General features: G+C 74.7%; 20 protein-coding genes. 11 read left to right on the forward strand and 9 right to left on the reverse strand.

The window, feature by feature from the left end; translation table 11 throughout:
* Together VGP36_22585 and VGP36_22590 are read right to left on the reverse strand one after the other, a co-directional pair.
* Entirely contained in the window at positions 1 to 702 is a 702-nt protein-coding gene (locus VGP36_22585) for an SDR family oxidoreductase (protein ID HEV7657498.1), read from the reverse strand.
* Positions 703 to 718: 16 nt separating this feature from the next.
* Positions 719 to 1,621: a sigma-70 family RNA polymerase sigma factor gene (locus VGP36_22590; GenBank protein ID HEV7657499.1), complete on the reverse strand. Its 903-nt coding sequence runs from the start codon at positions 1,619 to 1,621 to the stop codon at positions 719 to 721.
* Positions 1,622 to 1,773: 152 nt separating this feature from the next.
* On the opposite strand from VGP36_22590, the gene VGP36_22595 reads away from it, so the two are divergent.
* Both VGP36_22595 and VGP36_22600 read left to right on the forward strand, forming a co-directional pair.
* The gene (locus VGP36_22595) at positions 1,774 to 2,727 is read left to right on the forward strand and encodes an ATP-binding cassette domain-containing protein (protein ID HEV7657500.1); all 954 of its coding nucleotides are present in this window, start codon (positions 1,774 to 1,776) and stop codon (positions 2,725 to 2,727) included.
* On the forward strand, positions 2,724 to 3,560 hold the full coding sequence (locus VGP36_22600; protein ID HEV7657501.1) for an ABC transporter permease: 837 nt from the start codon (positions 2,724 to 2,726) through the stop codon (positions 3,558 to 3,560). The genes VGP36_22595 and VGP36_22600 overlap by 4 nt, the downstream gene beginning before the upstream one ends.
* Here the strand turns inward: VGP36_22600 and VGP36_22605 are convergent, their stop codons facing one another.
* Positions 3,561 to 6,728 carry a BTAD domain-containing putative transcriptional regulator gene (locus VGP36_22605; protein ID HEV7657502.1) on the reverse strand — a complete coding sequence of 1,056 codons (3,168 nt, stop codon included), beginning with the start codon at positions 6,726 to 6,728 and terminating at the stop codon, positions 3,561 to 3,563.
* Positions 6,729 to 6,935: 207 nt separating this feature from the next.
* On the opposite strand from VGP36_22605, the gene ssb reads away from it, so the two are divergent.
* The 3 genes from ssb to VGP36_22620 are packed head-to-tail and all read left to right on the forward strand — an operon-like array spanning position 6,936 to position 9,849.
* Positions 6,936 to 7,370 (forward strand): single-stranded DNA-binding protein, encoded by a 435-nt coding sequence (gene ssb, locus VGP36_22610; protein ID HEV7657503.1) that lies wholly within the window; start codon positions 6,936 to 6,938, stop codon positions 7,368 to 7,370.
* 59 nt (positions 7,371 to 7,429) lie between these two features.
* Positions 7,430 to 9,112, forward strand: coding sequence for an energy-dependent translational throttle protein EttA (gene ettA / locus VGP36_22615; GenBank protein ID HEV7657504.1), 1,683 nt, complete (start codon positions 7,430 to 7,432; stop codon positions 9,110 to 9,112).
* A gap of 59 nt (positions 9,113 to 9,171) precedes the next feature.
* Positions 9,172 to 9,849 carry a hypothetical protein gene (locus tag VGP36_22620; GenBank protein ID HEV7657505.1) on the forward strand — a complete coding sequence of 226 codons (678 nt, stop codon included), beginning with the start codon at positions 9,172 to 9,174 and terminating at the stop codon, positions 9,847 to 9,849.
* 126 nt (positions 9,850 to 9,975) lie between these two features.
* Here VGP36_22620 and VGP36_22625 read toward each other — a convergent pair whose 3' ends face one another.
* From VGP36_22625 to VGP36_22650, 6 genes are all read right to left on the reverse strand, one after another.
* Positions 9,976 to 11,592, reverse strand: a complete 1,617-nt coding sequence (locus VGP36_22625) for a glycoside hydrolase family 13 protein (protein HEV7657506.1) — start codon at positions 11,590 to 11,592, stop codon at positions 9,976 to 9,978.
* A gap of 71 nt (positions 11,593 to 11,663) precedes the next feature.
* A complete protein-coding gene (locus tag VGP36_22630; GenBank protein ID HEV7657507.1) occupies positions 11,664 to 12,071 on the reverse strand; it encodes a globin in 408 nt (135 codons plus the stop codon).
* A 388-nt stretch (positions 12,072 to 12,459) separates the two neighbouring features.
* Positions 12,460 to 13,122: a dienelactone hydrolase family protein gene (locus VGP36_22635; GenBank protein ID HEV7657508.1), complete on the reverse strand. Its 663-nt coding sequence runs from the start codon at positions 13,120 to 13,122 to the stop codon at positions 12,460 to 12,462.
* A 112-nt stretch (positions 13,123 to 13,234) separates the two neighbouring features.
* Positions 13,235 to 13,726: a DUF2867 domain-containing protein gene (locus VGP36_22640; GenBank protein ID HEV7657509.1), complete on the reverse strand. Its 492-nt coding sequence runs from the start codon at positions 13,724 to 13,726 to the stop codon at positions 13,235 to 13,237.
* Positions 13,727 to 13,773: 47 nt separating this feature from the next.
* The gene (locus VGP36_22645; GenBank protein HEV7657510.1) at positions 13,774 to 14,808 is read right to left on the reverse strand and encodes a mechanosensitive ion channel family protein; all 1,035 of its coding nucleotides are present in this window, start codon (positions 14,806 to 14,808) and stop codon (positions 13,774 to 13,776) included.
* Positions 14,805 to 16,901, reverse strand: coding sequence for a prolyl oligopeptidase family serine peptidase (locus VGP36_22650; GenBank protein HEV7657511.1), 2,097 nt, complete (start codon positions 16,899 to 16,901; stop codon positions 14,805 to 14,807). The genes VGP36_22645 and VGP36_22650 overlap by 4 nt, the downstream gene beginning before the upstream one ends.
* A 140-nt stretch (positions 16,902 to 17,041) precedes the next feature.
* Here VGP36_22650 and VGP36_22655 point away from each other — a divergent pair, with 140 nt between their 5' ends.
* From VGP36_22655 to VGP36_22680, 6 genes are all read left to right on the forward strand, one after another.
* Positions 17,042 to 17,242 carry a hypothetical protein gene (locus tag VGP36_22655; protein HEV7657512.1) on the forward strand — a complete coding sequence of 67 codons (201 nt, stop codon included), beginning with the start codon at positions 17,042 to 17,044 and terminating at the stop codon, positions 17,240 to 17,242.
* A gap of 225 nt (positions 17,243 to 17,467) precedes the next feature.
* Positions 17,468 to 17,986, forward strand: a complete 519-nt coding sequence (locus VGP36_22660) for an HNH endonuclease (GenBank protein ID HEV7657513.1) — start codon at positions 17,468 to 17,470, stop codon at positions 17,984 to 17,986.
* Positions 17,987 to 18,224: 238 nt separating this feature from the next.
* Complete coding sequence (locus VGP36_22665; GenBank protein HEV7657514.1) at positions 18,225 to 18,719, forward strand: hypothetical protein; 495 nt, start codon at positions 18,225 to 18,227, stop codon at positions 18,717 to 18,719.
* 335 nt (positions 18,720 to 19,054) lie between these two features.
* Complete coding sequence (locus tag VGP36_22670) at positions 19,055 to 19,990, forward strand: FAD:protein FMN transferase (protein HEV7657515.1); 936 nt, start codon at positions 19,055 to 19,057, stop codon at positions 19,988 to 19,990.
* Positions 19,987 to 20,667 carry a ferric reductase-like transmembrane domain-containing protein gene (locus VGP36_22675; GenBank protein ID HEV7657516.1) on the forward strand — a complete coding sequence of 227 codons (681 nt, stop codon included), beginning with the start codon at positions 19,987 to 19,989 and terminating at the stop codon, positions 20,665 to 20,667. The genes VGP36_22670 and VGP36_22675 overlap by 4 nt, the downstream gene beginning before the upstream one ends.
* Positions 20,664 to 22,109 carry an NADH-ubiquinone oxidoreductase-F iron-sulfur binding region domain-containing protein gene (locus tag VGP36_22680; protein ID HEV7657517.1) on the forward strand — a complete coding sequence of 482 codons (1,446 nt, stop codon included), beginning with the start codon at positions 20,664 to 20,666 and terminating at the stop codon, positions 22,107 to 22,109. Before VGP36_22675 ends, VGP36_22680 begins: the two co-directional genes overlap by 4 nt.
* Positions 22,110 to 22,927 lie beyond the last annotated feature (818 nt).

The raw sequence follows: 22,927 nt of genomic DNA on the forward strand, positions 1-22,927 counted from the left end.
TCAGGCGGGAGTCGTGCCGGCGGGGGTGAGGAGCCAGGCGCCGGTGGTCTGCTCGGCCGTGACGAGGTCGAGGACCGCGGCGCCGACCTGCTCGGCCGTCAGCAGCGGACCCCGCCCGGCCAGGAAGGCCTCGACGTCGACCCCCTCCCGCTCCGCGTACGCCGCGGCCCCGGACGCCCCGACCGCGCCGGCGGGCGTGAGCGCGGGCAGCAGGCTGGCGAAGCCGATCCCGAGACCGGCCCGCTCGGCCTCGACCGCTCCGTAGGCGGCTAGGAAGCGGACGGTCGCCTTGGCCCCCGCGTACCCGCCGCTGGCCGGGGAGCCGTGCACGGCCGCGCCGCTGGACAGCGCGACGACCCGGCTGCCGGGCGGGAGCGGCGCGAGCAGAGCGGCCCGGGTCCACTCGAAGACGTGCCGGACGTCGACCTCCCAGTGCCGGCTGAACGTCTGCCAGGTCTGCTCCTGGACCGGTCGGTTCACCGGCACCGCGCCCGCGTTGAGCACGAGGATCCGGGGCCGGTGCGCCCGGATCAGCCGGGCGGCGAGGTCGGGGTCGGTGGCGTCGCCGGCCTCCACGCCGTCGGCGGGATGCCGGGCCAGGCCGACCACTTTCGCGCCGGCGTCGGTCAGGGCGGTGGCGATCGCGCGGCCGAAGCCGCGGCTCGCGCCGGTCACGATTGCGGTGCTGCCGTCAAGGGTCATGCCGTACTGACCGGCCTCAGCCCGGCGAGGAACCGGGCAGGCCGAAGAGGGGGAGGAGACCTGGATCCAGGAACGCGACGATCCCGGCGACCAGCCCGTCGCGGATCTCGAGGACCTGGATGCCGTGGGGCTCGCCGTTGACGTACATGGCCATCGCCGGCTGGCCGTTCGCGGTGATCGCGATCCCGGCCTGCCGCGTGGTCAGCACCCGGGTGGCCAGGAACTCGAGCACGTCGTCCCGGCCGGCGAACCAGGTCGCGTGCGGCGGCATCTCCAGCGTCGCGTCCTCCCGCAGCAGGCTCGTCAGGGCCGGGATGTCGGCGGTGACGAACGCGGCGACGTAGCGGTCGAGCAGGCCGCCGGGCGCCGGCTCGGGCTGGTCGTCCACGACCAGCCCGAGCGCGCCGATCCGCTCCCGGGCCCGCTGCAGCGCGCTCTTGACCGCGACCGTGCTGGTGCCGAGCAGCTCGGCGACCTCGGCCGCCGGCCAGCCCAGCACGTCCCGAAGGATCAGCACCGCCCGCTGCCGGCCGGGCAGGTGCTGCAGCGCGGCCACCAGCGCCAGCCGCAGCCCGGACCGGCCCGCGGCCACCGCGGCCGGGTCGTCCGGCAGCGGGCCGAGCCAGCGCACGCCGTCGACCAGCGGCGTCCCGATCGGCGACGGGCCGCCGAGCCCCGACGGCAGCGGCCGGCGACCCCGCTGCTCGGCCGCGGTCAGGCAGACGTTGGTGGCGATCCGGTAGAGCCAGGTCCGCAGCGACGACCGCCCGTCGAAGCCGCCGTACGCCTTCCACGCCCGCAGGTAGGTGTCCTGGACGGCGTCCTCGGCCTCGTCGGCCGAGCCCAGCATCCGGTAGCAGTGCGCCAGCAGCTCCCGCCGGTACGGTCCGGCGAGCTCGGCGAAGTCGGTCTCCATCACCAGGTCAGACCGGCCGCGGGCGCGAAAGGAACCGGTCCGGCTGGCAGCCGGCTGAGGCCCGCTGACAGCGCCGGGACGCCGCTGCCAGCCCGGTGTGCGCGGGCTGCCAGCGGCCGGGGCGATCGTCGTACCCGACGAGAGAGGAGAACGCCATGTACGCGATCGAGGCTGAAGGACTGGTGAAGCGGTTCGGCGCGACCACCGCGCTGGCCGGAGTGGATCTGGCCGTGCGCCCCGGGACGGTGCTCGGCGTGCTCGGACCGAACGGGGCCGGCAAGACCACCGCGGTCCGGGTGCTGGCCACGCTGCTGCGCCCCGACGCCGGCGTCGCCCGGGTCGGCGGCCTGGACGTGGTCCGGGACGCGTCCGCGGTTCGCCGCCTGGTCGGGCTCACCGGCCAGTACGCGGCTGTCGACGACGACCTGACCGGCGCCGAGAACCTGGTGCTCATCGGCCGCCTGCTCGACCTGCGCTCCGGCGAGGCCAAGCGCCGCGCCGCCGACCTGCTGGCCGAGTTCGACCTGACCGACGCGGCGAACCGGGCCGCCAAGACGTACTCCGGGGGCATGCGGCGGCGGCTGGACCTGGCCGCGAGCCTGGTCGGCCGGCCGTCGGTGATCTTCCTGGACGAGCCGACCACCGGTCTGGACCCGACCAAGCGGGACGAGGTCTGGATGACCATCCGCAGCCTGGTCTCCGAGGGTGCGACCGTGCTGCTGACCACGCAGTACCTGGACGAGGCGGACGCGCTCGCGGACGAGATCTCGGTCTTCGACCACGGGAAGATCATCGCCCACGGCACGCCGAACGAGCTCAAGCAGATCGTCGGCGACCAGAGTCTGCAGGTCCGTCCGGTGGATGAGGCCCGGCTGCCGGACGTGGCCCGGGTGCTCACCGCGGTCGCCGGCGCCGCGCCGGAGTCGCCCCGCCGCGGCGTACTGCAGGTCCCGGTGCGCGGCGACGAGGCGATGACCGAGGCGGTCGCCCGGCTCGCCGCGGAAGGCATCGCGGTGACCGAACTGGCGCTGAAGCTGCCCGGACTGGACGAGGTGTTCGCGGCGCTCACGGGCGCCCCCGCCACGAGTGACGAGGAGGACGCGGCATGACCACGACGACTCTGGAAGAGACGACCGCACAGGCCCCGCCGCCCGTGTCGGCACCCGAACAAGGCGCCCGGCCGTTCCCACTGCTGCGGCACAGCCTGGTGCTGGCGGGCCGGGCTGTGCGCAAGATCCGCCGTACGCCCGAGCAGTTCATCGACGTCACCCTGCAGCCGATCATCTTCGTGGTGCTGTTCGTCTACATCTTCGGCGGCGCGGTGTCCGGCTCCACCCACGACTACCTGCAGTACGTCCTGCCCGCGATCATGGTGCAGACGGTCCTGTTCAGCTCGCTGTCCATCGGGGTGAACCTCAACACCGACATCAAGAAGGGCGTCTTCGACCGGTTCCGGTCGCTGCCGATCGCCCGGTCGGCGCCATTGATCGGAGCCGTCTCGGCCGAAGTGGTCCGGTTCGGCGTCTCGGTCATCGTCCTGATGGGCTTCGGGTACGTGCTGGGTTTCCGGATCGGCACCGACCCGCTGTCCGCGCTGGCCGGCTGCCTGCTGGCCGTCGCGTTCGCACTCTGCGTGAGCTGGATCGCGGTCTTCCTCGGCACCTGGCTGCGGGAGTCCGGCGCGGTGCAGGGCATCGGCTTCCTGGTGATGTTCCCGCTGACGTTCGGCAGCAACATGTTCGTCCCGACCGCCTCGCTGCCGGGCTGGCTGCAGGCCTGGGTGAAGATCAACCCGGTCACCCACCTCACCGACGCGATCCGGGGGCTGCTGGTCGGCGGCCCGGTCGCCGGTCCGGTCGGGTGGTCGGTGCTGACCGGGGCGATCATCCTGGCGGTCTTCGCTCCGCTGGCGGTCACCACGTACCGCCGCAAGACCAACTGATCAGCCCGTCTCCGCGGCGCTGCCGCCCAGCAGGTCCATCGCCTGCTCGCGCGGCAGCGCGGCGTTGTCGTTGTAGATGCGCTCCAGCTCGGCCGGGCCGAGGGCGGCCAGGAGCTTCTCGCGGAGCTCGATGACCTGCGGGCTGCCGCGCTCCTCCGTCCCGCGCAGCGCCAGCGCCGCCCCGAGCCGGGCCGCGGACGCCTCGAACCGCCCCGCCTTGAGCTCCACGTACGCCGCGGCCAGCGCGACCGTGCCCATCACCGGCATGTCCCGATCGGCCAGCGGCAGCGTCACAGCGTGCCGGATGCGGTCCCGCCCGAGCGGGGCGTCGCCGTCGTCGGCATCGAGCATGCCGAGCGCCGCGTACGCCACCGCGGTCATCTGGGGCGGCATGTTCTGGATCTCGTCGGCACCGCGGACCGCCGACTCGACCAGGCGCCGCGCCTCGACCCGATCGCCGTCGTCCCGGGCCAGCTCGGCCATCACCAGTTCAGCGCTGACCAGCCCGATCGGCGAGCCGCTGCGCTCGGACTCGGCCAGGGCCGCGGCCAGCTCCACGCGGGCCCGGTCCTTGTCGCCGCTGCGCGCGTACGCCACGGCCAGCCGGGTCCGGGTGAACGAGGCGTCGTCGGTGGCGGTGATCTGGCCCATCAGCTGATGCGCCTCTGCGTACGCCGCGACCGATCCCGCCGCGTCGCCGTCGGCCAGCCGGACGCTGCCGGTCGCGGCCAGCGCACCGGCCAGACCCCAGCGCTCGCCGATCTCCCGGTAGCCCTCCAGCGCATGCTTGAGGTATTCGCGGTGCTCGGCGAAGTGGCCCGCGTTCTCGTGCACCATCGCGCCGAGCAGCCAGCGGGTCGCCGCGATCCACGGGTCGTCGTCGGTGTGCCCGCGGTCCAGCATTGCCAGCGCCTTGTCCTCCTCGCCCGACAGGAGGGCCGCGATCGGCTCCAGCAGACTCAGCATCGGGTGGTCGTCCCAGCTGTCGCCGATGTCGAGCCCGCGGGCGGCCTCGATCTGCTTGGACATCCCCTCGAAGTCGTCCAGCGCGGCGCCGCGGCTGACCGCGCCGACGACGATGCAGATCGCGCGGGCCTCGCTTGGTGCCTCGCCCGGCAGCTCGGCGGCGGTGGGCAGCAGCTCGGCGGCGAGCGCGTGCTCGCTGCGGGCCGTCCAGTACCAGGCCAGGGCGGCGCCGAGGCGGATCGCGGTGGCGGCGTCGCCGGTGTCGATCGAGTACCGCATCGCGGCCAGCAGGTTGTCCCGGTCGGCGGTGAGCCGGGCGAACCACTCCAGCTGATCGCGGCGGCGCAGGTGCGGGTCGGCCTCCTCGGCCATGGCCAGGAAGTGCAGCGCGTGCCGGTGCCGGATCTCGGCGACCTGGTGGGCGGCGGCCAGCCGCTCGGTGCCGAACTCCCGGAGGGTCTCCAGCATCCGATAGCGCGGCGGCGCGCCGGGCAGCTGCTGCAGCAGCGACTTGTCGGTGAGCGCCGCCAGCAGGTCGGGCACGTCGGCGGCGTCGACCGGGTCGCCCGCGCAGACCGCTTGGGCCGAGTCCGCGGTGACGCCGCCGGGGAAGACCGCCACCCGGTCGGCCAGCGCGGCCTCGGCCGGGGTGAGCAGGTCCCAGCTCCAGGCGACGACCGCGCGCAGCGTCTGGTGCCGGGGCAGCGCGGCCCGGCTGCCGCCGGTCAGCAGCCGGAACCGGTCGTCCAGCCGGGCGGCGACCTCGGTCACCGGCAGCGAGCGCATCCGGGCCGAGGCCAGTTCGATCGCCAGCGGCATGCCGTCCAGGCGGCGGCAGATCTCGACCACCGGCGCGACGGTGCGCTCGTCCACCTCGAAGCCGGGCCGGACGGCGCCGGCCCGGTCGGCCAGCAGCCGGACGGCCGGATGCCGCAGCGCCTCGCCCGGGCTCGCGTCCGCCGGCGGCAGCCCGAGCGGGGCGACCGGCGCGAGCGCCTCCCCGGTGATCCCGAGCGGCTCCCGGCTGGTCGCGAGGATGCGCAGCCGCGGGCAGCGGGCCAGCAGCTCGGCCGCGGTCCGGGCCGCGGGCTCGATCAGGTGCTCGCAGTTGTCCAGCACGATCAGCGCGCACCGGTCGGCGAGCAGGTCGACCAGCCGGGCCAGCGGCGGCGGCTGGGCGGCGGCCTCCCGCAGCCGGGTGTCGGGCAGCCCGACCGCACTGACCACCGCCTGCGGGACCTGGCTGCCGTCGGTCACCGGGGCGAGCTCGGCCAGCCAGGCGCCGTCCTGGAACCCGTCCAGCACCCGGACCGCGGTCTCGGCCGCGAGCCGGGTCTTGCCCGCGCCGCCCGGTCCGACCAGCGTGACCAGGCGGTGCCGCTCGAGCAGCCGGGCCACCTCGGCCAGGTCCGCGTCGCGGCCGACGAAGCTGGTGAACTGGGCCGGCACGTTCGTCCGCGGGGTGGCTCGGCGCGGCTCCGGCGTCGCCCGCAGCACCCGCAGGTGGATCTCCTGCAGCTGTCGGGACGGGTCGACGCCCAGCTCGTCGGCGAGCAGCCCCCGCAGGTCCTCGTACGCGGCGAGCGCGTCGGCCTGCCGGCCGGCCGCGTAGAGCGCGCGGATGTGCTGCCCGCGGATCCGCTCGCGCATCGGGTGCGCCCGGGCGAGCGCCTCCAGCTCGGCCAGCACCGCCCCGTGCCCGCCCAGCTCCAGCTCGGCATCCATCCGGTCCTCGGTCGCGGCCAGCCGGCGCTCGGCCAGCCGGTCGGCGGCGGCGTCGGCCCAGGGGCTGCCGGCCGCGTCGGCGAGCGCGGGACCGCGCCAGAGCGCGAGGGCCTCGGTAAGCAGCCGGCGGGCGGTCGCGGGCTCGTCCGGCAGCGCCCGCCGACCGGCCTCGGCCAGCCGGGCGAACTCGGCCGCGTCGACGTCGCGGCGGTCGAGCGTGAGGCGGTAGCCGGTCGGGCCGGACTCGATCGGCGCGCCCGGCAGCGCCCGGCGCAGCCGGGAGACCAGCGACTGCAGCGCGTTGAGCCGGTCGGCCGGGGGCGTGTCGCCCCAGAGGTCCTCGACCAGCGCGTCCACCCCGACCGGGCGGCCGGGCTCCAGCGCGAGGCGGGTCAGCAGTGCACGCAGCCGGGCGCCGCCGACCTCGACCGGCCGGCCGGCCTCGTCGGTCACGAGGAGAGCCCCGAGGATCGCCACACGCACACCTCCACTCTCGCAGGTCCCGCTCACTGTTTCGGTCGGGCGCCCATCGGATCAGGGGCGCCCGGGCCTGTCCAACGGCTGTCCACAGCCCCGGCGGTTGTCCACAGAACGGCGATCGGGGCTCCCGCGACGACGGCTCTGGCCGGAGCCTTCGTGCCGTCGCCCACCGCGGTGGTGGGCATGTTTCGAAGGAGTCCGGCGTTGAACGAAACGTTTGTCACCGTGGTGGGCAACCTGGTCGACGACCCGAAGGTGCGCACCATCGAAGCCGGGCAGGACGTGGCCGGCTTCCGGATCGCCTCGACCTCCCGGCGGTTCGACAAGGCGACCGGCCGCTGGGTCGACGGCGGCCAGCTGTTCCTCAGCGTGAGTTGCTGGCGGGAGCTGTCGGCCAACGTGTCGGTGTCGCTGCGCAAGGGCGACCCGGTCATCGTCAGCGGGAAGCTCACCACGCGGACGTACGAGAAGGACGGCCAGAACCGGTCGGTCTGCGAGCTGGAGGCGCTCGCGATCGGTCCGGACCTGGCCCGCGGGACGGCGGTGTTCCGGCGGTCGCCCCGGACGGCGGAGGACCCGGCCGGCGGCTCGACGGCCGCGGTGCCGGACGGGTCCGGGCTGGTAGGAGCCGGCGTGTGACCTCGACGCGCCGGGCTGGGACACTGGAGCGGACTCAGGCGACGGGAGCGGCAAGCAGGATGGCGCAGTACATCTACTCGATGCGCAAGGTGCGCAAGGCGCACGGCGACAAAGTGATCCTCGATGACGTGACCCTGGCGTTCCTGCCCGGCGCGAAGATCGGTGTGGTCGGTCCCAACGGGGCCGGCAAGTCAACCGTGCTCAAGATCATGGCCGGACTGGAGCAGGCGTCCAACGGCGACGCCCTGCTCAGCCCCGGCTTCTCGGTGGGCATCCTCATGCAGGAGCCGCAGCTGGACGAGAGCAAGGACGTCCGCGGCAACGTGGAGGAGGCGGTCGCCGAGACGCGGGCCGCGCTGAAGCGGTTCGAGGACGTCAGCGCGGCCATGGGGGAGCCCGACGCGGACTTCGACGCGCTGCTGACCGAGCAGGGCGACCTGATGGAGAAGATCGAGCACGACAACGGTTGGGAGCTCGACAGCACGATCGAGCAGGCGATGGACGCGCTGCGCTGCCCGCCGGGCGACGCGGAGGTCTCGACGCTGTCCGGTGGCGAGAAGCGCCGGGTGGCGCTGTGCGCGCTGCTGATGAGCGCACCGGACCTGCTGCTGCTCGACGAGCCCACCAACCACCTCGACGCGGAGAGCGTCGACTGGCTGGAGCAGCACCTCGCGAAGTACGCGGGGACCGTCCTGGCCGTCACCCACGACCGGTACTTCCTGGACAACGTGGCCGAGTGGATCCTCGAGCTGGACCGCGGCCACGCGTATCCGTACGAGGGGAACTACTCGACCTACCTCGAGACCAAGCAGGCCCGGCTCAAGGTCGAGGGGCGCAAGGACGCCAAGCGGCAACGCATCCTCGAGCAGGAGCTGGAGTGGGTGCGCAGCAACCCGAAGGCGCGCCAGGCCAAGAACAAGGCCCGTCTGCAGCGGTACGAGGAGCTGGCGACCGAGGCGGAGAAGACCCGCAAGCTCGACTTCGATGAGATCCAGATCCCGCCGGGCCCGCGGCTGGGCACGGTGGTGGTCGAGGCCGACAAGCTCAAGAAGGGTTTCGGCGACCGGGTCCTCATCCAGGACCTGTCGTTCTCGCTGCCCCGCGGCGGCATCGTCGGGATCATCGGTCCCAACGGCGTCGGCAAGACCACGCTGTTCAAGACCGTGATCGGCGAGGAGAAGACCGACAGCGGCTCGGTCCGCCTCGGCGAGACGGTTGCCCTGTCCTACGTCGACCAGGGGCGGACCCGGCTGGACCCGAAGCAGAGCGTCTGGCAGATCGTCTCCGACGGGCTCGACCACATCAAGGTCGGCAACGCCGAGATGCCGTCCCGGGCGTACGTCTCGGCGTTCGGGTTCAAGGGGCCGGACCAGCAGAAGGCGACCGGCGTGCTGTCTGGTGGCGAGCGCAACCGGCTCAACCTCGCGCTCACCCTCAAGGAGGGCGGCAACCTGCTGCTGCTCGACGAGCCGACGAACGACCTGGACGTCGAGACGCTGCAGTCGCTGGAGAACGCGCTGCTGGAGTTCCCGGGCTGTGCCGTGGTCATCTCCCACGACAGGTGGTTCCTGGACCGGGTCGCGACCCACATCCTGGCCTGGGAGGGCACGGATGAGGACCCGTCGCGCTGGTTCTGGTTCGAGGGCAACTACGCCGACTACGAGTCGAACAAGGTCGACCGGCTCGGCGCCGATGCCGCCCGCCCGCACCGGGTCACGCACCGCAAGCTGACCCGCGACTGAGCCGTGCGTCCTTCCTGCCCGGGCCGGCCGGTGTCGCCGGTCGGCCGCCGGAGTCCCGCGTGAGCGGGCTCCGGCTGGGCGGGGCGGCCGACCGGGGCGACCTCGCCTCGTTCCTCGGCCGGGCGGTCGCCCTCGATCCCGCCGCCCTCGCCCGCGTACGCGTGGCGGGGGAGCGGGTGACGGCATGGGTCCGCCTGCCGTTCGGCGTCCTCGTGAGCCGAACCGTTTCCGGCTCTGCGGACCCGGCCGACGTGACCGTCGGCGCCGCGGACCTACTCACCGCCCTCGACCCACCGCCCCGCGACGCCGCCCGTCCGCCGCCACCCGACGGGCCGGCGGGAGACGCGGTCCGGTGGCCGGGGCGGCGGGACGTCGAGTGGCGGGCGGCGTTGCCGCCGGCTGCGGGCTGGCAGCGGCTGGACTCGGTGCCGGCGGACGTCCTGCGGGCGCTGGTCCGGGCCGGCCGGGACGCGCTCCGAGCGGTGCCGGCCGGGGCCGCCGCGGCCGCGGGAGAGTCGCTGCTGGACCACGAGTCGCTGACCGTCAGCGGCGCCGGGCAGACGGCCGTGCTCCCGCTGCGGGTGCTCAGCGCGCTGACCCGGATGGGATTCCTCGGTGGCGATCCCAGCGCGGACGTCGTCCTCGTCTCCGCCGCCGGTGGCTGGACCCGACTGGCCGGCGCGTACGGCTCCGCCTACCAGCACACCACCCCCACCCTCGGCCTGACCCCACGCTGAGCTCTGGCGCGGTCCGCCCGGCGGCGCCTGGCGGCTGATCGTGCAGCCGGGCTGCTCCGCGCCGGCCGGCGGAGCCGGATCCGCCCCGGCCTGGTTCGGTCGACCGCGCGGCGAAGCCGTGGACGCTCAGGCGAGCCAGGCGGCGGTGTCGGGCGGGAGGGTGCCCTCGGCGGCGAGGGGACCGCTGGCGAGCAGCAGCTCGCCCGGCGGCATCGGGACCGGCTCCGCCGAGGCGTTCAGCGCGCAGAGCAGCCCGGCCGGCCGGCGGAACGCCAGGCATCCGGCCGGCGCGCTGAACCACTCCAGCCCGTCCTCGGTGAATCCGGGGTGCTCGTGCCGGAGCTCCAGCGCCTGCCGGTAGAGCGACAGCGTCGAGCCCGGGTCCTCCAGCTGCACCTCGACGGTGAGGTCGGCCCACTCGTCCGGCATCGGCAGCCACGTCTTCGAGCCCGAGCTGAACCCGTACGGCGGCTTCTCGCCCGACCACGGCATCGGCACCCGCTCGCCGTCCCGGCCGCGCTCGGTGCGCCCGCTGCGTTCCCACACCGGGTCCTGCAGCACGTCGTCGGGCAGGTCCACGTTCGGCAGCGCCAGCTCGTCGCCGTAGTAGACGTACGCGACCCCGGGCAGCGCGAGCTGGACGAGCGCGGCCGCCCGGGCCCGGCGCCGGCCGGTCGCCTCGTCGGTGCCCCGCGCGTACCGGCTGGTGTGCCGGACGATGTCGTGGTTGGACAGCACCCAGGTCGTCGGTGCGCCGACCGAGCGCATGGTCGCCATCGAGTCCTCGATCGCGTCCCGGAACGCCGCCGCGTCCCAGTCCGCCTGCAGGAGCCGGAAGTTGAAGGCCAGGTTCAGCTCGTCGGCCCGGACGTAGCGGGCCAGCCGCTCGTCGCCGTGCACCCAGACCTCGCCGACCGTCATCCGCTCCGGGTACGAGTCGAGCACCCGGCGGATCAGCCGATGCACGTCGTGCACGCCCTCGACGTCGAAGCGCGGGTCGTCGCCGCCCTCCGGGTCCGGCACGGTGTTCTTGCGGTCCGGCAGGTCCATGTCCGGCAGGCCCTCGGCCTTCGCCATCCCGTGCGCCACGTCGATCCGGAAGCCGTCCGTGCCCCGGTCCATCCAGAACCGCAAGGTCCGCTCGAGGTCCGCGCTGACCTCCGGGTTCGTCCAGTCCAGGTCGGGCTGCTCGGGCGTGAACAGATGCAGGTACCACTGCCCGTCCGGGACCCGGGTCCAGGCCGGCCCGCCGAAGATCGAGTGCCAGTTGTTGGGCGGCTGCGCGCCGTCCGGTCCGTCGCCGGCGCGGAAGACGTACCGGGCCCGGGCCGGGCTGCCGGGCGGCCCGGCCAGCGCGGCGGCGAAGTCGGCGTGCCGGTCGGAGGTGTGGTTCGGGACCAGGTCGACGGTCACCTTGATGCCGAGCGCGTGCGCGTCGGCGACCAGCGCGTCGAAGTCGGCGAGGCTGCCGAAGAGCGGGTCGACGTCACGCGGGTCGGCCACGTCGTAGCCGTGGTCGACCATCGGCGAGGGATAGAACGGCGTCAGCCAGAGCGCGTCCACGCCGAGCAGGTGCAGGTAGCCGAGCTTGTCCCGGATGCCGGCCAGGTCACCGACGCCGTCGCCGTCGGAGTCGGCGAAGCTGCGGACGTACACCTGGTAGAAGACGGCGGTCTTCCACCACGGATCCTGCTGCCCTCCGGACGGGGTCGCGGACGCGCGGCTGTCGGGCGAGCGGTGCACAGGTCTCCTCGGCGATGGTGTGGTCTGCCCCGGTCGGCCGGCGCCCTCCGACGGCGCCCAGCCGGCGGAGGCTACCCGGCGCGGGTGGTGTCCCACGTGTTCTGCATGCTGTGGGCCGCCGTCTCCAGGTAGCGCCACAGCGGCTCCTCCTGCTCCGGGGGAAGCTCCAGCGAGTCCACCGCGACCCGCATGTGCCGCAGCCAGGCGTCCCGCTCGGCCGTCCCGATCGCGAACGGCGCGTGCCGCATTCGCAGCCGGGGGTGCCCACGACGCTCCGAGTACGTCCGGGGGCCGCCCCAGTATTGCACCAGGAACATCCGCAGCCGCTCCTCGGCCGGACCGAGGTCCTCATCCGGGTAGAGCGGGCGCAGCAGCGGGTCGTCGTGCACGCCGGCGTAGAACCGGGCGACCAGCCGATGGAAGGTCTCCTCGCCGCCCACGAGGTCGTAGAGCGTGGGTCCGGTCTGCGGGTCGGTCACACCCCCATTGTCCCGCACCTCCCACGTCACCGCCCCGAGCCCCACCGCACCGGTCGAACGCACCCGCCGCATGCCGCCCCGAGCGCCGGCGAGGGCCGCCGAGGGCGTCAAGGGGGACGCCGGGCGCCGGCCGGCTCCGTCTCGGACGGTCGGCGGCCCGGGGTGACCGGCGGGCGAGAACGCGGGGACGTGGGGCCGGTGCGCCGCTTCGTCTCGGACGGCTGGCGGCCCGCGCTGACCGGCAGCCAGAACGCGGGGACTGGGGCCGGCGCTCCGTCGGACCGGCCGGGCGCCTCGGAGGGACCGGCAGGTCGGGCCGTGCGGCATGGACCGTGGCCCCGGAGCCGGCCGGCGCTCGGTTTGGACCGGCAGGCGCTCGGTGTGGGGTTCAGCGGCGGAGATGGCCGGCGAGGAAGCCGGCCGTCTCGATCCAGGCCGCCACCGTCGGCTTCTCCAGGTATGCCGGCCGGTCGGCGTTGGCGAATCCAGGCGGCACCCCGGACCAGGTCCGAGCGGTCACCTCGGTCCCGGACGTGCGCAGGTCCTGCAGGAACGCCCGGGTGTCCTGGTCCTGGTCGCCCGGGCCGCCGGTCAGGTGCAGGAGCGTCGGGCACGGCACCAGCGATCGTTCGGCCGAGGTCAGGATCGCGTAGAACGCGACTATCACGTCCAGCGCCCCGGTCGTCGCGGTCAGCAGCGCCAGCCGGCCGCCGAGCCCGAACCCGACCGCACCGACCCGCTGCGGCCGCACCTTCGGCCGGGCCAGCAGCTGGGTCGCGGCGGTCGCCAGCAGGCCACGGGCGCGCCAGGTGTCCAGGCCGGCCCCGAGGCGCTCCGCCTCCTCCGGCGTCCGTGCGGTCCGCCCGTCGAAGAGGTCGATGGCGAGGGCGACGAAACCGGCCTCGGCGAGCCAGTCGCAGCGCTCCCGGACGTGTGGCAGCAGACCGAACTCGTCGTGCACGATGACGACGCCAGGACCGGCCAACCCGGGCTCGCTCAGGTAGCCGCGCCCACTGCGGCCGGCCGCCCCCAGCGTCACCTCCGTGCCCACCGACGTCACCCTTCCGCGTCACTTCCATTCGAACGTGTGTTCGATAGGGTGACCGTACAAGCGGGTCGCCAGGACCGGCAAGCGGCAGGAAACGGGGTGTTCGGCGATGGTCCTACGCGGTGTTGCGTGGCTCTGGCGCGCCCTCGTGACGGCGGCTCGCAGCCGCCGCCGCCGTCCGCACCATGAAGCGGTACAACAGTGTGTCGGCCGGCCGCAGCGCCCACCAGTAGAGCTCGCCGGGCACGCCGGCGGGCTGGAAGAGCACGCGCTGCCGATAGCGAGCGCGGCCGCCGTCGGCCGGCTCGGCCCGCAGCTCCAGCCGGACCGTCCCGGGCGTCCGCATCTCGGCCCGCAGCCGCAGCAGCGCGCCCGGGCGCAGTTCCTCGACCCGCCAGAAGTCCAGCGCGTCCCCGGCCGCGAGCGACGACGGCCGGCCGCGGCGCAGGCCGATGCCGCCCATGAGCCGGTCGAGCAGCCCGCGGAGCTCCCAGACCAGCGGCGGGGCGTACCAGCGGTTCGCGCCGCCGAAGTCGGCGATCACTTGCCAGAGATCGGCAGGCGTCGCGTCGACCACCCGCACCCGCTCGTCCACCCGCTGCGTCACGACCGGACTCCTGCCCGGGCCGGCGCCGCTGACACGCGCCGCGGGGATCAGCGGGGTTCGCGGGGGATGGGGTCGGAGCTGGTGGGACCGGTCGGCGGCTGCCCGCCGCCGCCGTCGACCGGCGCGGCCGCGTTCGCGTCGCCGACCGGCTCGGTGTGCACGTCGAGCCCGTTGCCCGGCGCCCGCCGGATCCCGTCCTGGTCGAGCCGGTCGGCGATCCGCTGCCGCAGTGCCCGGGCCACCCGCCACTGGTCCGACGGCCGCACCTTCACGGTCAGTCGCAGCGTGACGCCCTTCTCGACGTCGATCTCCTCGACGCCGAGCAGCTTCGGCTCCTCCAGGACGGCGTCGGCGAAGTCCTCCTCGGTGACCAGCTCGTCCGCCGCCATCTGCATGGTCGCCCCGGCCGCGTCCACGTCCGAGCCGTACGGGACAGGCAGGTCGAGCGTGACCAGCGCGAAACCCTTGCTCTTGTTGCCGACCCGCAGGATCTCGCCGTTGCGGGCGTACCAGAGCGTGCCGCTGGCGTCCCGGACCCGGGTCACCCGCAGCCCGACCGCCTCGACCGTGCCGCTGGCCGCTCCGAGGTCGACCACGTCCCCGACGCCGTACTGGTCCTCGAGGACCATGAAGATGCCGGACAGGAAGTCCTTGACCACGTTCTGCGCGCCGAATGCGACGGCGACGCCGATGATCCCGGCGCCCGCGATGAACGGGCCGAGCTGGAAGCCGATCTCGCCCAGCACGAGCATGAGCGCGAGCACGCCGATCACCAGCGAGGTGATGCTGCGCAGCAGCGACCCGACGGTCTCGGCCCGCTGCCGGCGCCGCTCGTCGACCACGGCCGATTCGGCGGAGCCGTTGTTGAGCCGGTCCTTCAGCGGCCGCAGCACGACCGGCACGTCGCTGTGTGCGGTCGAGCGCACCATCCGGTTGATCGCCCGGAACAGCAGCCAGCGGATCCCCAGCGCCAGCAGGATGATCACGATGATGTGGAGAGGCCGGACGATGATCGCGTCGCGGTTGTCCGCGACGAACTGGCCGAAGCTGCGGCCGGTGTCCACGGCGTCCTCAGCGTTCACAGCGGCAGCCCCAGCCGGTCGGCCAGGAACGCGAGCTGGTCCACCGACAGCTGCACGGTCCGGCTCACCGAGCGGGCGCCGTGACCGACGTCCTTCTCCCGGCGCAGCAGGATCGGCCGGGTGCCGGTCGTCGCGTGCTGCAACGCCGCACACATCTTGCGGGCGTGCAGCGGGTCGACCCGGGTGTCGCTGTCGAAGGTCGTGAACAGCACGGCCGGGTAGTTCACCCCGTCGCGCACCCGGTGGTACGGGGAGTACGCGGCCAGCCAGCCGAGCTCGACCGGGTCCGCCGCCGTGCCGTACTCGTCGTTCCAGGTGCGGCCGAGGCCGAACAGCTCGTAGCGGACCATGTCCAGCAGCGGGGCGCTGCAGACGACCGCCGCGTAGAGCTCCGGGCGCTGGGTCAGCGCGGCGCCGACGAGCAGGCCGCCGTTGGAGCCGCCGTAGATGCCGAGCTGGCCCGGCGTGGTCCAGCCGTCGGCGACCAGCCGCCCGGCCGCCGCCGCGAAGTCGTCGAAGACGTTCTGCTTGTGCTCGCGCATGCCGGCCCGGTGCCACTGCTCGCCGTTCTCCGAGCCGCCGCGCAGGTTGGCCACCGCCCAGACGCCGCCGGCCTCGACCCAGGCCAGCATCGAGGCGGTGTAGCTCGGGGTCAGCGCCTGGTTGAAGCCGCCGTAGCCGTAGAGGATCGTCGGACGCACCCGATCCGGCGCCAGCGTGGTGGCGACCACGAACATGTGCACCCGGGTCCCGTCGCCGGACTCGTAGTGCACCCGGCTCACCCGGACGCCGGCCGGCGTCCCGGCCCCGGGCGCCGTCGCCCAGGTGTCCAGCTCGGCCGGGTCGTCGGCGGTCCAGTGCCGCACCAGCGGCGGCGTGACGTGGTCGGTGTAGCCGATCCAGGCCTCGCGCCCGCCCTCCGGTCGCCCGGTCAGGCCCACCACGCTGCCGGTGCCCAGGCCGTCGACCGTGCCGAGGCGGGCCGCGCCATCCGGATCCCACCAGGACAGCGCGTCCACCGCGTCCTTCGTGTGCGCGGCCAACACGGTGACCACGTCGCCGGCACCATCCGCGGACGACAGCAGCACGGTCCCGGCCAGCACCTCGTCGCCGGCCTCGGGCACCACGTCGACCCACCGCTCGTACGCGGGATCGGCCGGGTCGACCCGGGCCAGCCGGCCGCGCGGCGCGTCCCGGTCGGTGTTGAGGTAGAGCAGGCCGTCCGGGCCGATCCGGGGGAAGACCCGGGCGTCGACGCCGAGCTGGATCGGGTTCAGCACGGCGTCGCCGGTCAGGTCCGCGATCCAGACGTCGTCCCGCGGCGCCGTCCCGGCGGACGCGGTGACCAGCAGCCAGCGGCCGTCCCGGGACACCGACACGTCGTAGTAGTTCGTCGGGTCCAGCCCGGCGCCGTGCACCTCGAGGTCGGTGGCCGGGGTCGCGCCGAGCCGGTGCCGCCAGACCCGACGGTGGAACTGTTCCTCACCGGCCGGCACGGCCTCGGGCGCCAGCCGCCGGACGTAGTAGAGCTCGTTGCCGCCGGGCAGCCAGGCCACGGGGGAGTAGCGGCAGCGGTCGACCGGGCCGTCCAGCTGCGCGCCGCTGGCGACGTCGAGCACGTACAGCCGCGACTCCTCGTCGCCGCCGGTGGACAGCTGGTAGGCGAGCCGGTCGCCGTCGATGCTGGGGACGTACGCGTCGAGCGTGGTCGTGCCGGCCGGGTCCAGCGCGGTCGGGTCGACCAGCACCCGCTCGCTGCCGTCCGCGTCCCGCACCAGCAGCGCGGCGTGCTCCTGGCCCGGCTCCCGGCGGGTGAAGAACGCCCGCTCGCCCCGCCAGGTCGGCGCGCCCACGCTGCCGGCCCGCAGCAGGGTGGTGAGCCGGCCGGTCAGCCGGTCCCGGCCCGGCAGCGCGTCCAGCAGCGGGCGGGCCAGCTCGTCCTCGGCCTCGGCCCAGGCCACCGTCCGGGGATCGGCCGGGTCCTCCAGCCACCGGTACGGATCGGCGACCTCGTGCCCGTTGAGCTGCTCGACCAGGTCGAGACGCTCGGCCGGCGGGTAGTCGGGTCGGTGGTCGGATCGCAGAGCGGGCACGGCGACGAGGTTAGAGCGGCGGCGGCGGTCCGACGGTGACCGGGGTGCTGCAGTTCACGTCGCCCGCAACGAGGCGACTTAATCGATCCAGTAGACTGGGAGGCGTCCACAGACCTACCGAGAAAGAAAGAAGAACGCCGATGCTCTCGACCATGACGGCCCCGGCCGCCGAGTTCGCCGCGCGGCACCGCGTCCGGCGGGCACAGCGGGCCGAGCGCGACCGCCTGCGTACCGAGCTGGCCTCCTACCGCACCCCGGCCGAGCGGGCCGACCTCGAGGCGATGTTCGCGCGGCACAGTGCCGCCGAGATCGCCGAGCTGGAGGACCTGCTCCGCCGCTAGTGCGTCCGACGCCGGGCCGGCCTCGCAACGACGAGCGGCCGCCCGGCCCCACATTCGTTCCACGTCCCGCACGCCGCGCGTACGGGCAGCACACCGATCCGCTGTCGCCGGGCGGGGCCCTGGGGGAGGGCCCCGCCCGGCGACAGTCTTGTGAACCAGGGCGCTAAACGCGTGCACAGCCGCCCCGCTTCAGGTTCACTGGTCTCAGCTCAGGGAGGTGGGCCGGTGGCGCCAGCGACTGTGACGTTGCTGCTCAACGCGACGTATGAGCCCCTGTGTGTCGTGTCGTCGCGGCGCGCCGTCGTGCTGGTGCTCAGCCAGAAGGCCGTCGCGGTCGAAGACGGCGACGGTTCCTTCCACAGCGCGACCACCGCGATCCGGGTGCCGAGCGTGCTGCGGCTGACCCGGTACGTGCGGGTGCCGTACCGGGCCCAGGTGCCGCTGACCCGCCGGGCCGTGTTCGCCCGCGACGGCGGCCGCTGCGTCTACTGCGGGGCCGCCGCCACCTCCCTCGACCACGTCATACCGCGCAGCCGCGGCGGCGCTCACACCTGGGAGAACGTGGTCGCGTCCTGCGCCCGGTGCAACCACACGAAAGCCGACCGGGCCCTGGTCGAGCTGGGCTGGCGGATCGGGACACCACCGAGAGCCCCGTCCGGGACAGCCTGGCGGGTGCTCGGGTTCCGTACCCCCGACCCACGCTGGCAGGCATACCTGGACGACGGCGAAGCCGCAACCGCGTGACCTGCTCGCCCCGTCGTGACGACGGGGCGTCGTTGTCTGAAGCCTTACGGTGATGCGGCTCGCCTTCACAATCTTTCCTTGATACAAACTTCCGCGGATCGCGCTCGGGCGTGATCCGTCAGGACCGGGCACCGGTGGTGAGGCGGGCGCCCGACCCGATGCCGTGGTGGTGAGGCCTGGCATCGGGAGGGCCGCAGTAGGGCGGCCCGCACGGACGGGGGAACGGCACGGTCCAGGCATGTCTGAGAGGAACTCGATGGCTTCTCCCCCCGCTCACCACCGCGACCGCGCGCTCCGGCGTCTCTCGCTGGTCACCAAGGGGGTGGCTGCCGGCGCGGTGATCGCGACCGGAGGACTTGCCGCTGCGATCGCGGGTGCGACGCCGGCCCAGAGCACCACGGCCGCCACGGTCGGGAAGGCGCCGGCGGCGAAGGCCCCGGCGACCAAGGCCGCACCTCGCAAGGCCCAGCCGGCATCGCGGGCGAACCGGCCCGCGCCCAAGGCGACCAAGGCCGCGCCGAAGACCACCGCGGCCGCCCCGCCGGTGGACGACGACCCGACGACCACGGCCGCGGCGCCGAGCACGACGAAGGCCGCGCCGCCCAAGGCGACGCCGCCGAGGACCACGACCGCGCCCAAGCCGCCGCCGGCCCCGCCGACGACGACCGCGGCGCCGACGCCCGACCCGACCACGGACCCCGTGCCGGCGCCGACCCCGACCGGCGGCACGTGAGCCGAGTCGCCGCCTCCCCGGTGCGCCAGCGCACCGGACAGATCCCCGACCCCGTCCCGTCGGTCCACAGTGGACCGGCGGGCGCGGTCGCCGCTCCGCCCCCGGCCGACACCGCGGACCCGGCCGCACCGCACGGTCCCGCCGCGGACGCAGCCCGCCCGCGGGACGCCGAAGGCCCGACCGCACCGCACCGTCCCGCCGCGGGCGCAGCTCGCCCGCGGGACGCTGAAGGCCCGACCGCACCGGGGTGTCCTGCCGAGGCGGCAGCCCGCCCGGGAGACGCCGCGGACCCGGCCGGAGCGGGGCGTCCCGGCGGGCGTCCGCGGGAGGCGCGGGTGGTGCGCAGCCGGTTCGAGGCCTTGGGCACGTACGGGGAGCTGCTCGTCGACAGCCGCCCGGACGCGCTCGGCACCGCCGTCCGGATCCTGCAGGACGAGCTGGCCGCGATCGACCTGGCCTGCAGCCGGTTCCGGCCCGACTCCGAGCTGATGGCGGTCAACGCCGCGGCCGGGACGACCGTGCCGATCAGCCCGCTGTTCGCGGCGGCCGTCCGGGTCGCGCTGACCGCGGCCGAGCAGACCGACGGTGACGTCGACCCGATGCTGGGTCGCGCGCTGGTGGCCGCCGGCTACGACGCCGACTACGAGGCGCTGCCGGCCGACGGCCCGGCCGCCGTCCCCGCGCCCCCGCCGCCCGGCGCCTGGCGGCAGGTCGAGCTGACCGCGGACACGATCCGGATCCCGGCCGGCACCGGCCTCGACCTGGGTGCGACGGCCAAGGCGCTGGCCGTGGACCGGGCCGCGACCGCGATCGTCGCCGCCACCGGCGCGGGCGTGCTGGTGAACGTCGGCGGGGACCTCGCCGCCGCCGGTCCGCTGCCGCCGGCCGGCTGGCCGGTCCGGCTCACCGACGACGCCGCCCGCGAGCACGTACGGACCCCGGGGCGGACGGGACCGGTGATCCGTCTGCACGGTGGCGGGCTGGCCACGTCGAGCACCGCCGTCCGGCGCTGGCAGCGGGCCGGGCGCAGCTACCACCATGTGCTCGACCCGCGAACCGGGCTGCCGGTCGAGCCGGTCTGGCGCACGGTCACCGTCACGGCAGCGAGCTGTGTCGACGCGAACACGGCGAGTACGGCGGCCATCGTGCGGGGTCGGGGTTCACCCGAATGGCTCCAGAGCCGGGGACTACCTTCGCGACTGGTCGATGCGGCCGGGGCGGTGCACCGGGTCGCCGGCTGGCCGGAGGACAGGGAGGGGGACGCCGGGTGAGTGACCTGCTCGGCGATTCCCAACTGACCTGGTTCCTGACCCGGGCCAGCGGCGTCGTCGCTCTCGCGCTGCTCACGCTGAGCATGGCGCTCGGCATCGGCGCCAGCACCCGGCTCTCCAGCGCCCGCTGGCCCCGCTTCGTCACCCAGGGCCTGCACCGCAACATCTCCCTGTACGTGCTGGTGCTCCTGGCCCTGCACGTCGTCGCCGCGATCCTCGACGACTTCGTCCGGATCACCGTGCAGGAATCCTTCATCCCTTTCATCGGGAGCTACCGGCCGGTCTACATGGGGCTCGGCACGCTGTCGTCCGACCTCATCATCGCAATGATCGTGACCAGCCTGATGCGTCAGCGGATCGGGTACGAGGCCTGGCGCGCGGTGCACTGGACTGCGTACATGTGCTGGCCGCTGGGCATCGTGCACGCGCTCGGTACGGGTTCGGACACCCGCAAGGCCTGGTCGGTCTGGTTCACGATCGCCTGCGTCGTGCTCGTGCTGCTCGCGTTCGCCTGGCGGATCGTCGAGGGCTGGCCCCGACGGGCGCTGCTGCGGACCAGCGCCGTGCTGGTGACCGCGTGCGCGGTGGCGCTGGTGTTCACCTGGGCCAAGCAGGGACCGTTCGCGCCGAACTGGTCCAAGCGCTCGGGCACCTCCCAATCCACGGGGCAGAAGTGACCGCGCCGCCGTCCCAGCGGCGGACCTGGCCCGACCCGGCCGCGACCGGCGAGTGGGTCCGGGAGGACATCCCGGGGCTGCGGGCGCCGTCGCGGGCCGCGACCGGGGAGATCACCGGCGAGTGGCCGACCGGGATGTGGGAGCGGCGGGCGGTGGCGCCCGCGGTCGAGCGGGCCGCCGGGTCCGGCGCGGCCGGGCTGCCGCGGCTGCTGGCCGCGGTCCGGCCGGACGGGCGGCCGGTGACGCTGGCCGAGCACCGGGCGGCCTACGGGCCGCTGAACAGCGCCGGCGCCGGCCGGGTCATCGCCGAGAGCGGGCTGCGCGGGCGCGGCGGCGCCGGGTTCCCGGTCGAGGCCAAGGTCCGCGCGGTCCGGGCGGTGCGGGGCAAGGCCGTCGTCGTGGTCAACGGCGCCGCCGGGGACCCGCTCGGCGAGAAGGACACGTTCCTGATCAGCCGCGTGCCGCACCTGATCCTGGACGGCGCCCAGGTCGCCGCCGACGCGGTCGAGGCCCGCCAGATCATGGTCTCGGTCGTGCAGCGCACCGGCGTCTACGACGTGATGGAGCGCGCGCTGGCCGAGCGCCGCCGGGCCAAGCTCGACGAGGTCCCGATGAAGCTCGTGCCGGCTCCCGACCGGTACGTCACCGGCGAGTCGTCGGCGACCGCGCAGCACCTCTCCGGCGGCGCCGCGGTGCCGCTCTACCACCCGCCGCACACGTCCGAGCGGGGCGTGAAGGGCCGTCCGACGCTCGTGCAGAACGTCGAGACCATGGCCAACCTCGCGCTGCTGTCCCGGTACGGCGCGAGCTGGTTCCGGGAGGTCGGCGAGGCCGCCGAGCCGGGCTCGCTGGTGCTCACCATCCGCGGCGCGGTCGCGCAGCCGGCCGTGGTCGAGGTGCCGGTCGGCACGACCGTGGAGGCCGCGCTGTCCGGGGTCGGCTGGCTGACCGAGCCGGTCGGCGCGATGCTGATCGGCGGGTGCGCCGGCCGCTGGCTGCCGGCCACGACCGCGCTCGCTACGCCGCTCTCGCACGCCGGGATGGCCACGGCCGGCGGCTCGCTCGGGGCCGGCATCGTCATCGCGCTGCCGGACCGGGCCTGCGGGCTGGACGAGACCGCGCGGCTGGCCCGCTACCTCGCCGACCAGTCGGCCGGGCAGTGCGGCGCCTGCCTCAACGGGCTGCCGGCGATCGCGGGCGCGCTGAGCGCGCTGGCGACCGGCAAGGGCGACCGGAACGTGGTCGCGCGGTTGCACCGCTGGTGCTCCTCGATCGCCGGGCGCGGCGCCTGCTCGCATCCGGACGGCACGGCCGGCCTGGTCGCCAGCGCGCTGGAGGTGTTCGCCGAGGACGTCGAGCGGCACCTGTCCGGTTGGTGCGGGCGGCCGGTGCGCGGGGTGCTGCCGCTGCCGTCCGAGCAGCGGAAGCCGAAGCGCCGGTGAGCCGGCACTCCGCGCCCGGCTCGTCCGGGTACACACCGCGGCCGCGCCGGCGGTACCAAGCCGACGAGGAGCAGTCCACGGCCGAGTGGTTGGGGACCGCGTACGGGCCGTACGCGGCGGGGTCGAATCGGGAGCCCGCGCTCTACGAGGAGACGGCGGACGAACCGCCCGCCCACGAGCCGCCGGCATACGAGCCGCCGGCATACGAGCCGCCTGCCTACGAGCCGCCCGCTGCTTACCCGGCGCCGGCTGCGTACGAGGTGCCGCGGTACGAGCCGCCGGCGGCTGCCCCGGCGTACGAGCCGCCCCCGGCGTACCAGTCGCCCGCCTACCGGTCGCCCGCCTACGAGCCGCCGCCGTTCGAGGCTCCGTACCAGGCGCCGGCGTCGGCCTATGAATCGCCTGCGGCGTATGGGACTTCGGCCTCGTACGCGGCGCCCTCCTACGAACCGCAGGCGCCCTCCTACGAACCGCAGGCCCCGGCCTACGAGCCGCCGGCCTACGAGCCGCCGGGCCCGGCTGCTCCGGCCTACGAGCCCGCCTATGCACCCCCGGCCCCAGCAGCCCCCGCCTACGAGGCGCCCGCCTACGAACCTCCTGCGTCGGCAGCTCCGGCTTATGAGCCGACCGCCTACGCGCCCCCGGCACCGGCCGCTCCGGTCTACGAGCCGGCGGCGTATGAACCGGCGGCCCCCGCCTACGAGCCGGCCGCGTATGAACCGCCGGCCCCCGCCTACGAACCGGCCGCATACGCACCGCCGGCCCCGGCCTATGAGGCGCCGTCGGCGTACCGGTCGCCTTACGACGCACCGTCGGCC

The sequence above is a fragment of the Mycobacteriales bacterium genome, from assembly GCA_035995165.1.
In the GTDB taxonomy this organism is placed as follows: domain Bacteria; phylum Actinomycetota; class Actinomycetes; order Mycobacteriales; family CADCTP01; genus CADCTP01.

Bases quoted from the DNA above. Each gene is read 5' to 3' on its own strand.
- VGP36_22595 (HEV7657500.1), top strand. From the start codon at position 1,774: ATGTACGCGATCGAGGCTGAAGGACTGGTGAAGCGGTTCGGCGCGACC.
- ettA (HEV7657504.1), top strand. From the start codon at position 7,430: ATGGCGCAGTACATCTACTCGATGCGCAAGGTGCGCAAGGCGCACGGC.
- VGP36_22585 (HEV7657498.1), bottom strand. From the start codon at position 702: ATGACCCTTGACGGCAGCACCGCAATCGTGACCGGCGCGAGCCGCGGC.
- VGP36_22665 (HEV7657514.1), top strand. From the start codon at position 18,225: ATGTCTGAGAGGAACTCGATGGCTTCTCCCCCCGCTCACCACCGCGAC.
- VGP36_22600 (HEV7657501.1), top strand. From the start codon at position 2,724: ATGACCACGACGACTCTGGAAGAGACGACCGCACAGGCCCCGCCGCCC.
- VGP36_22655 (HEV7657512.1), top strand. From the start codon at position 17,042: ATGCTCTCGACCATGACGGCCCCGGCCGCCGAGTTCGCCGCGCGGCAC.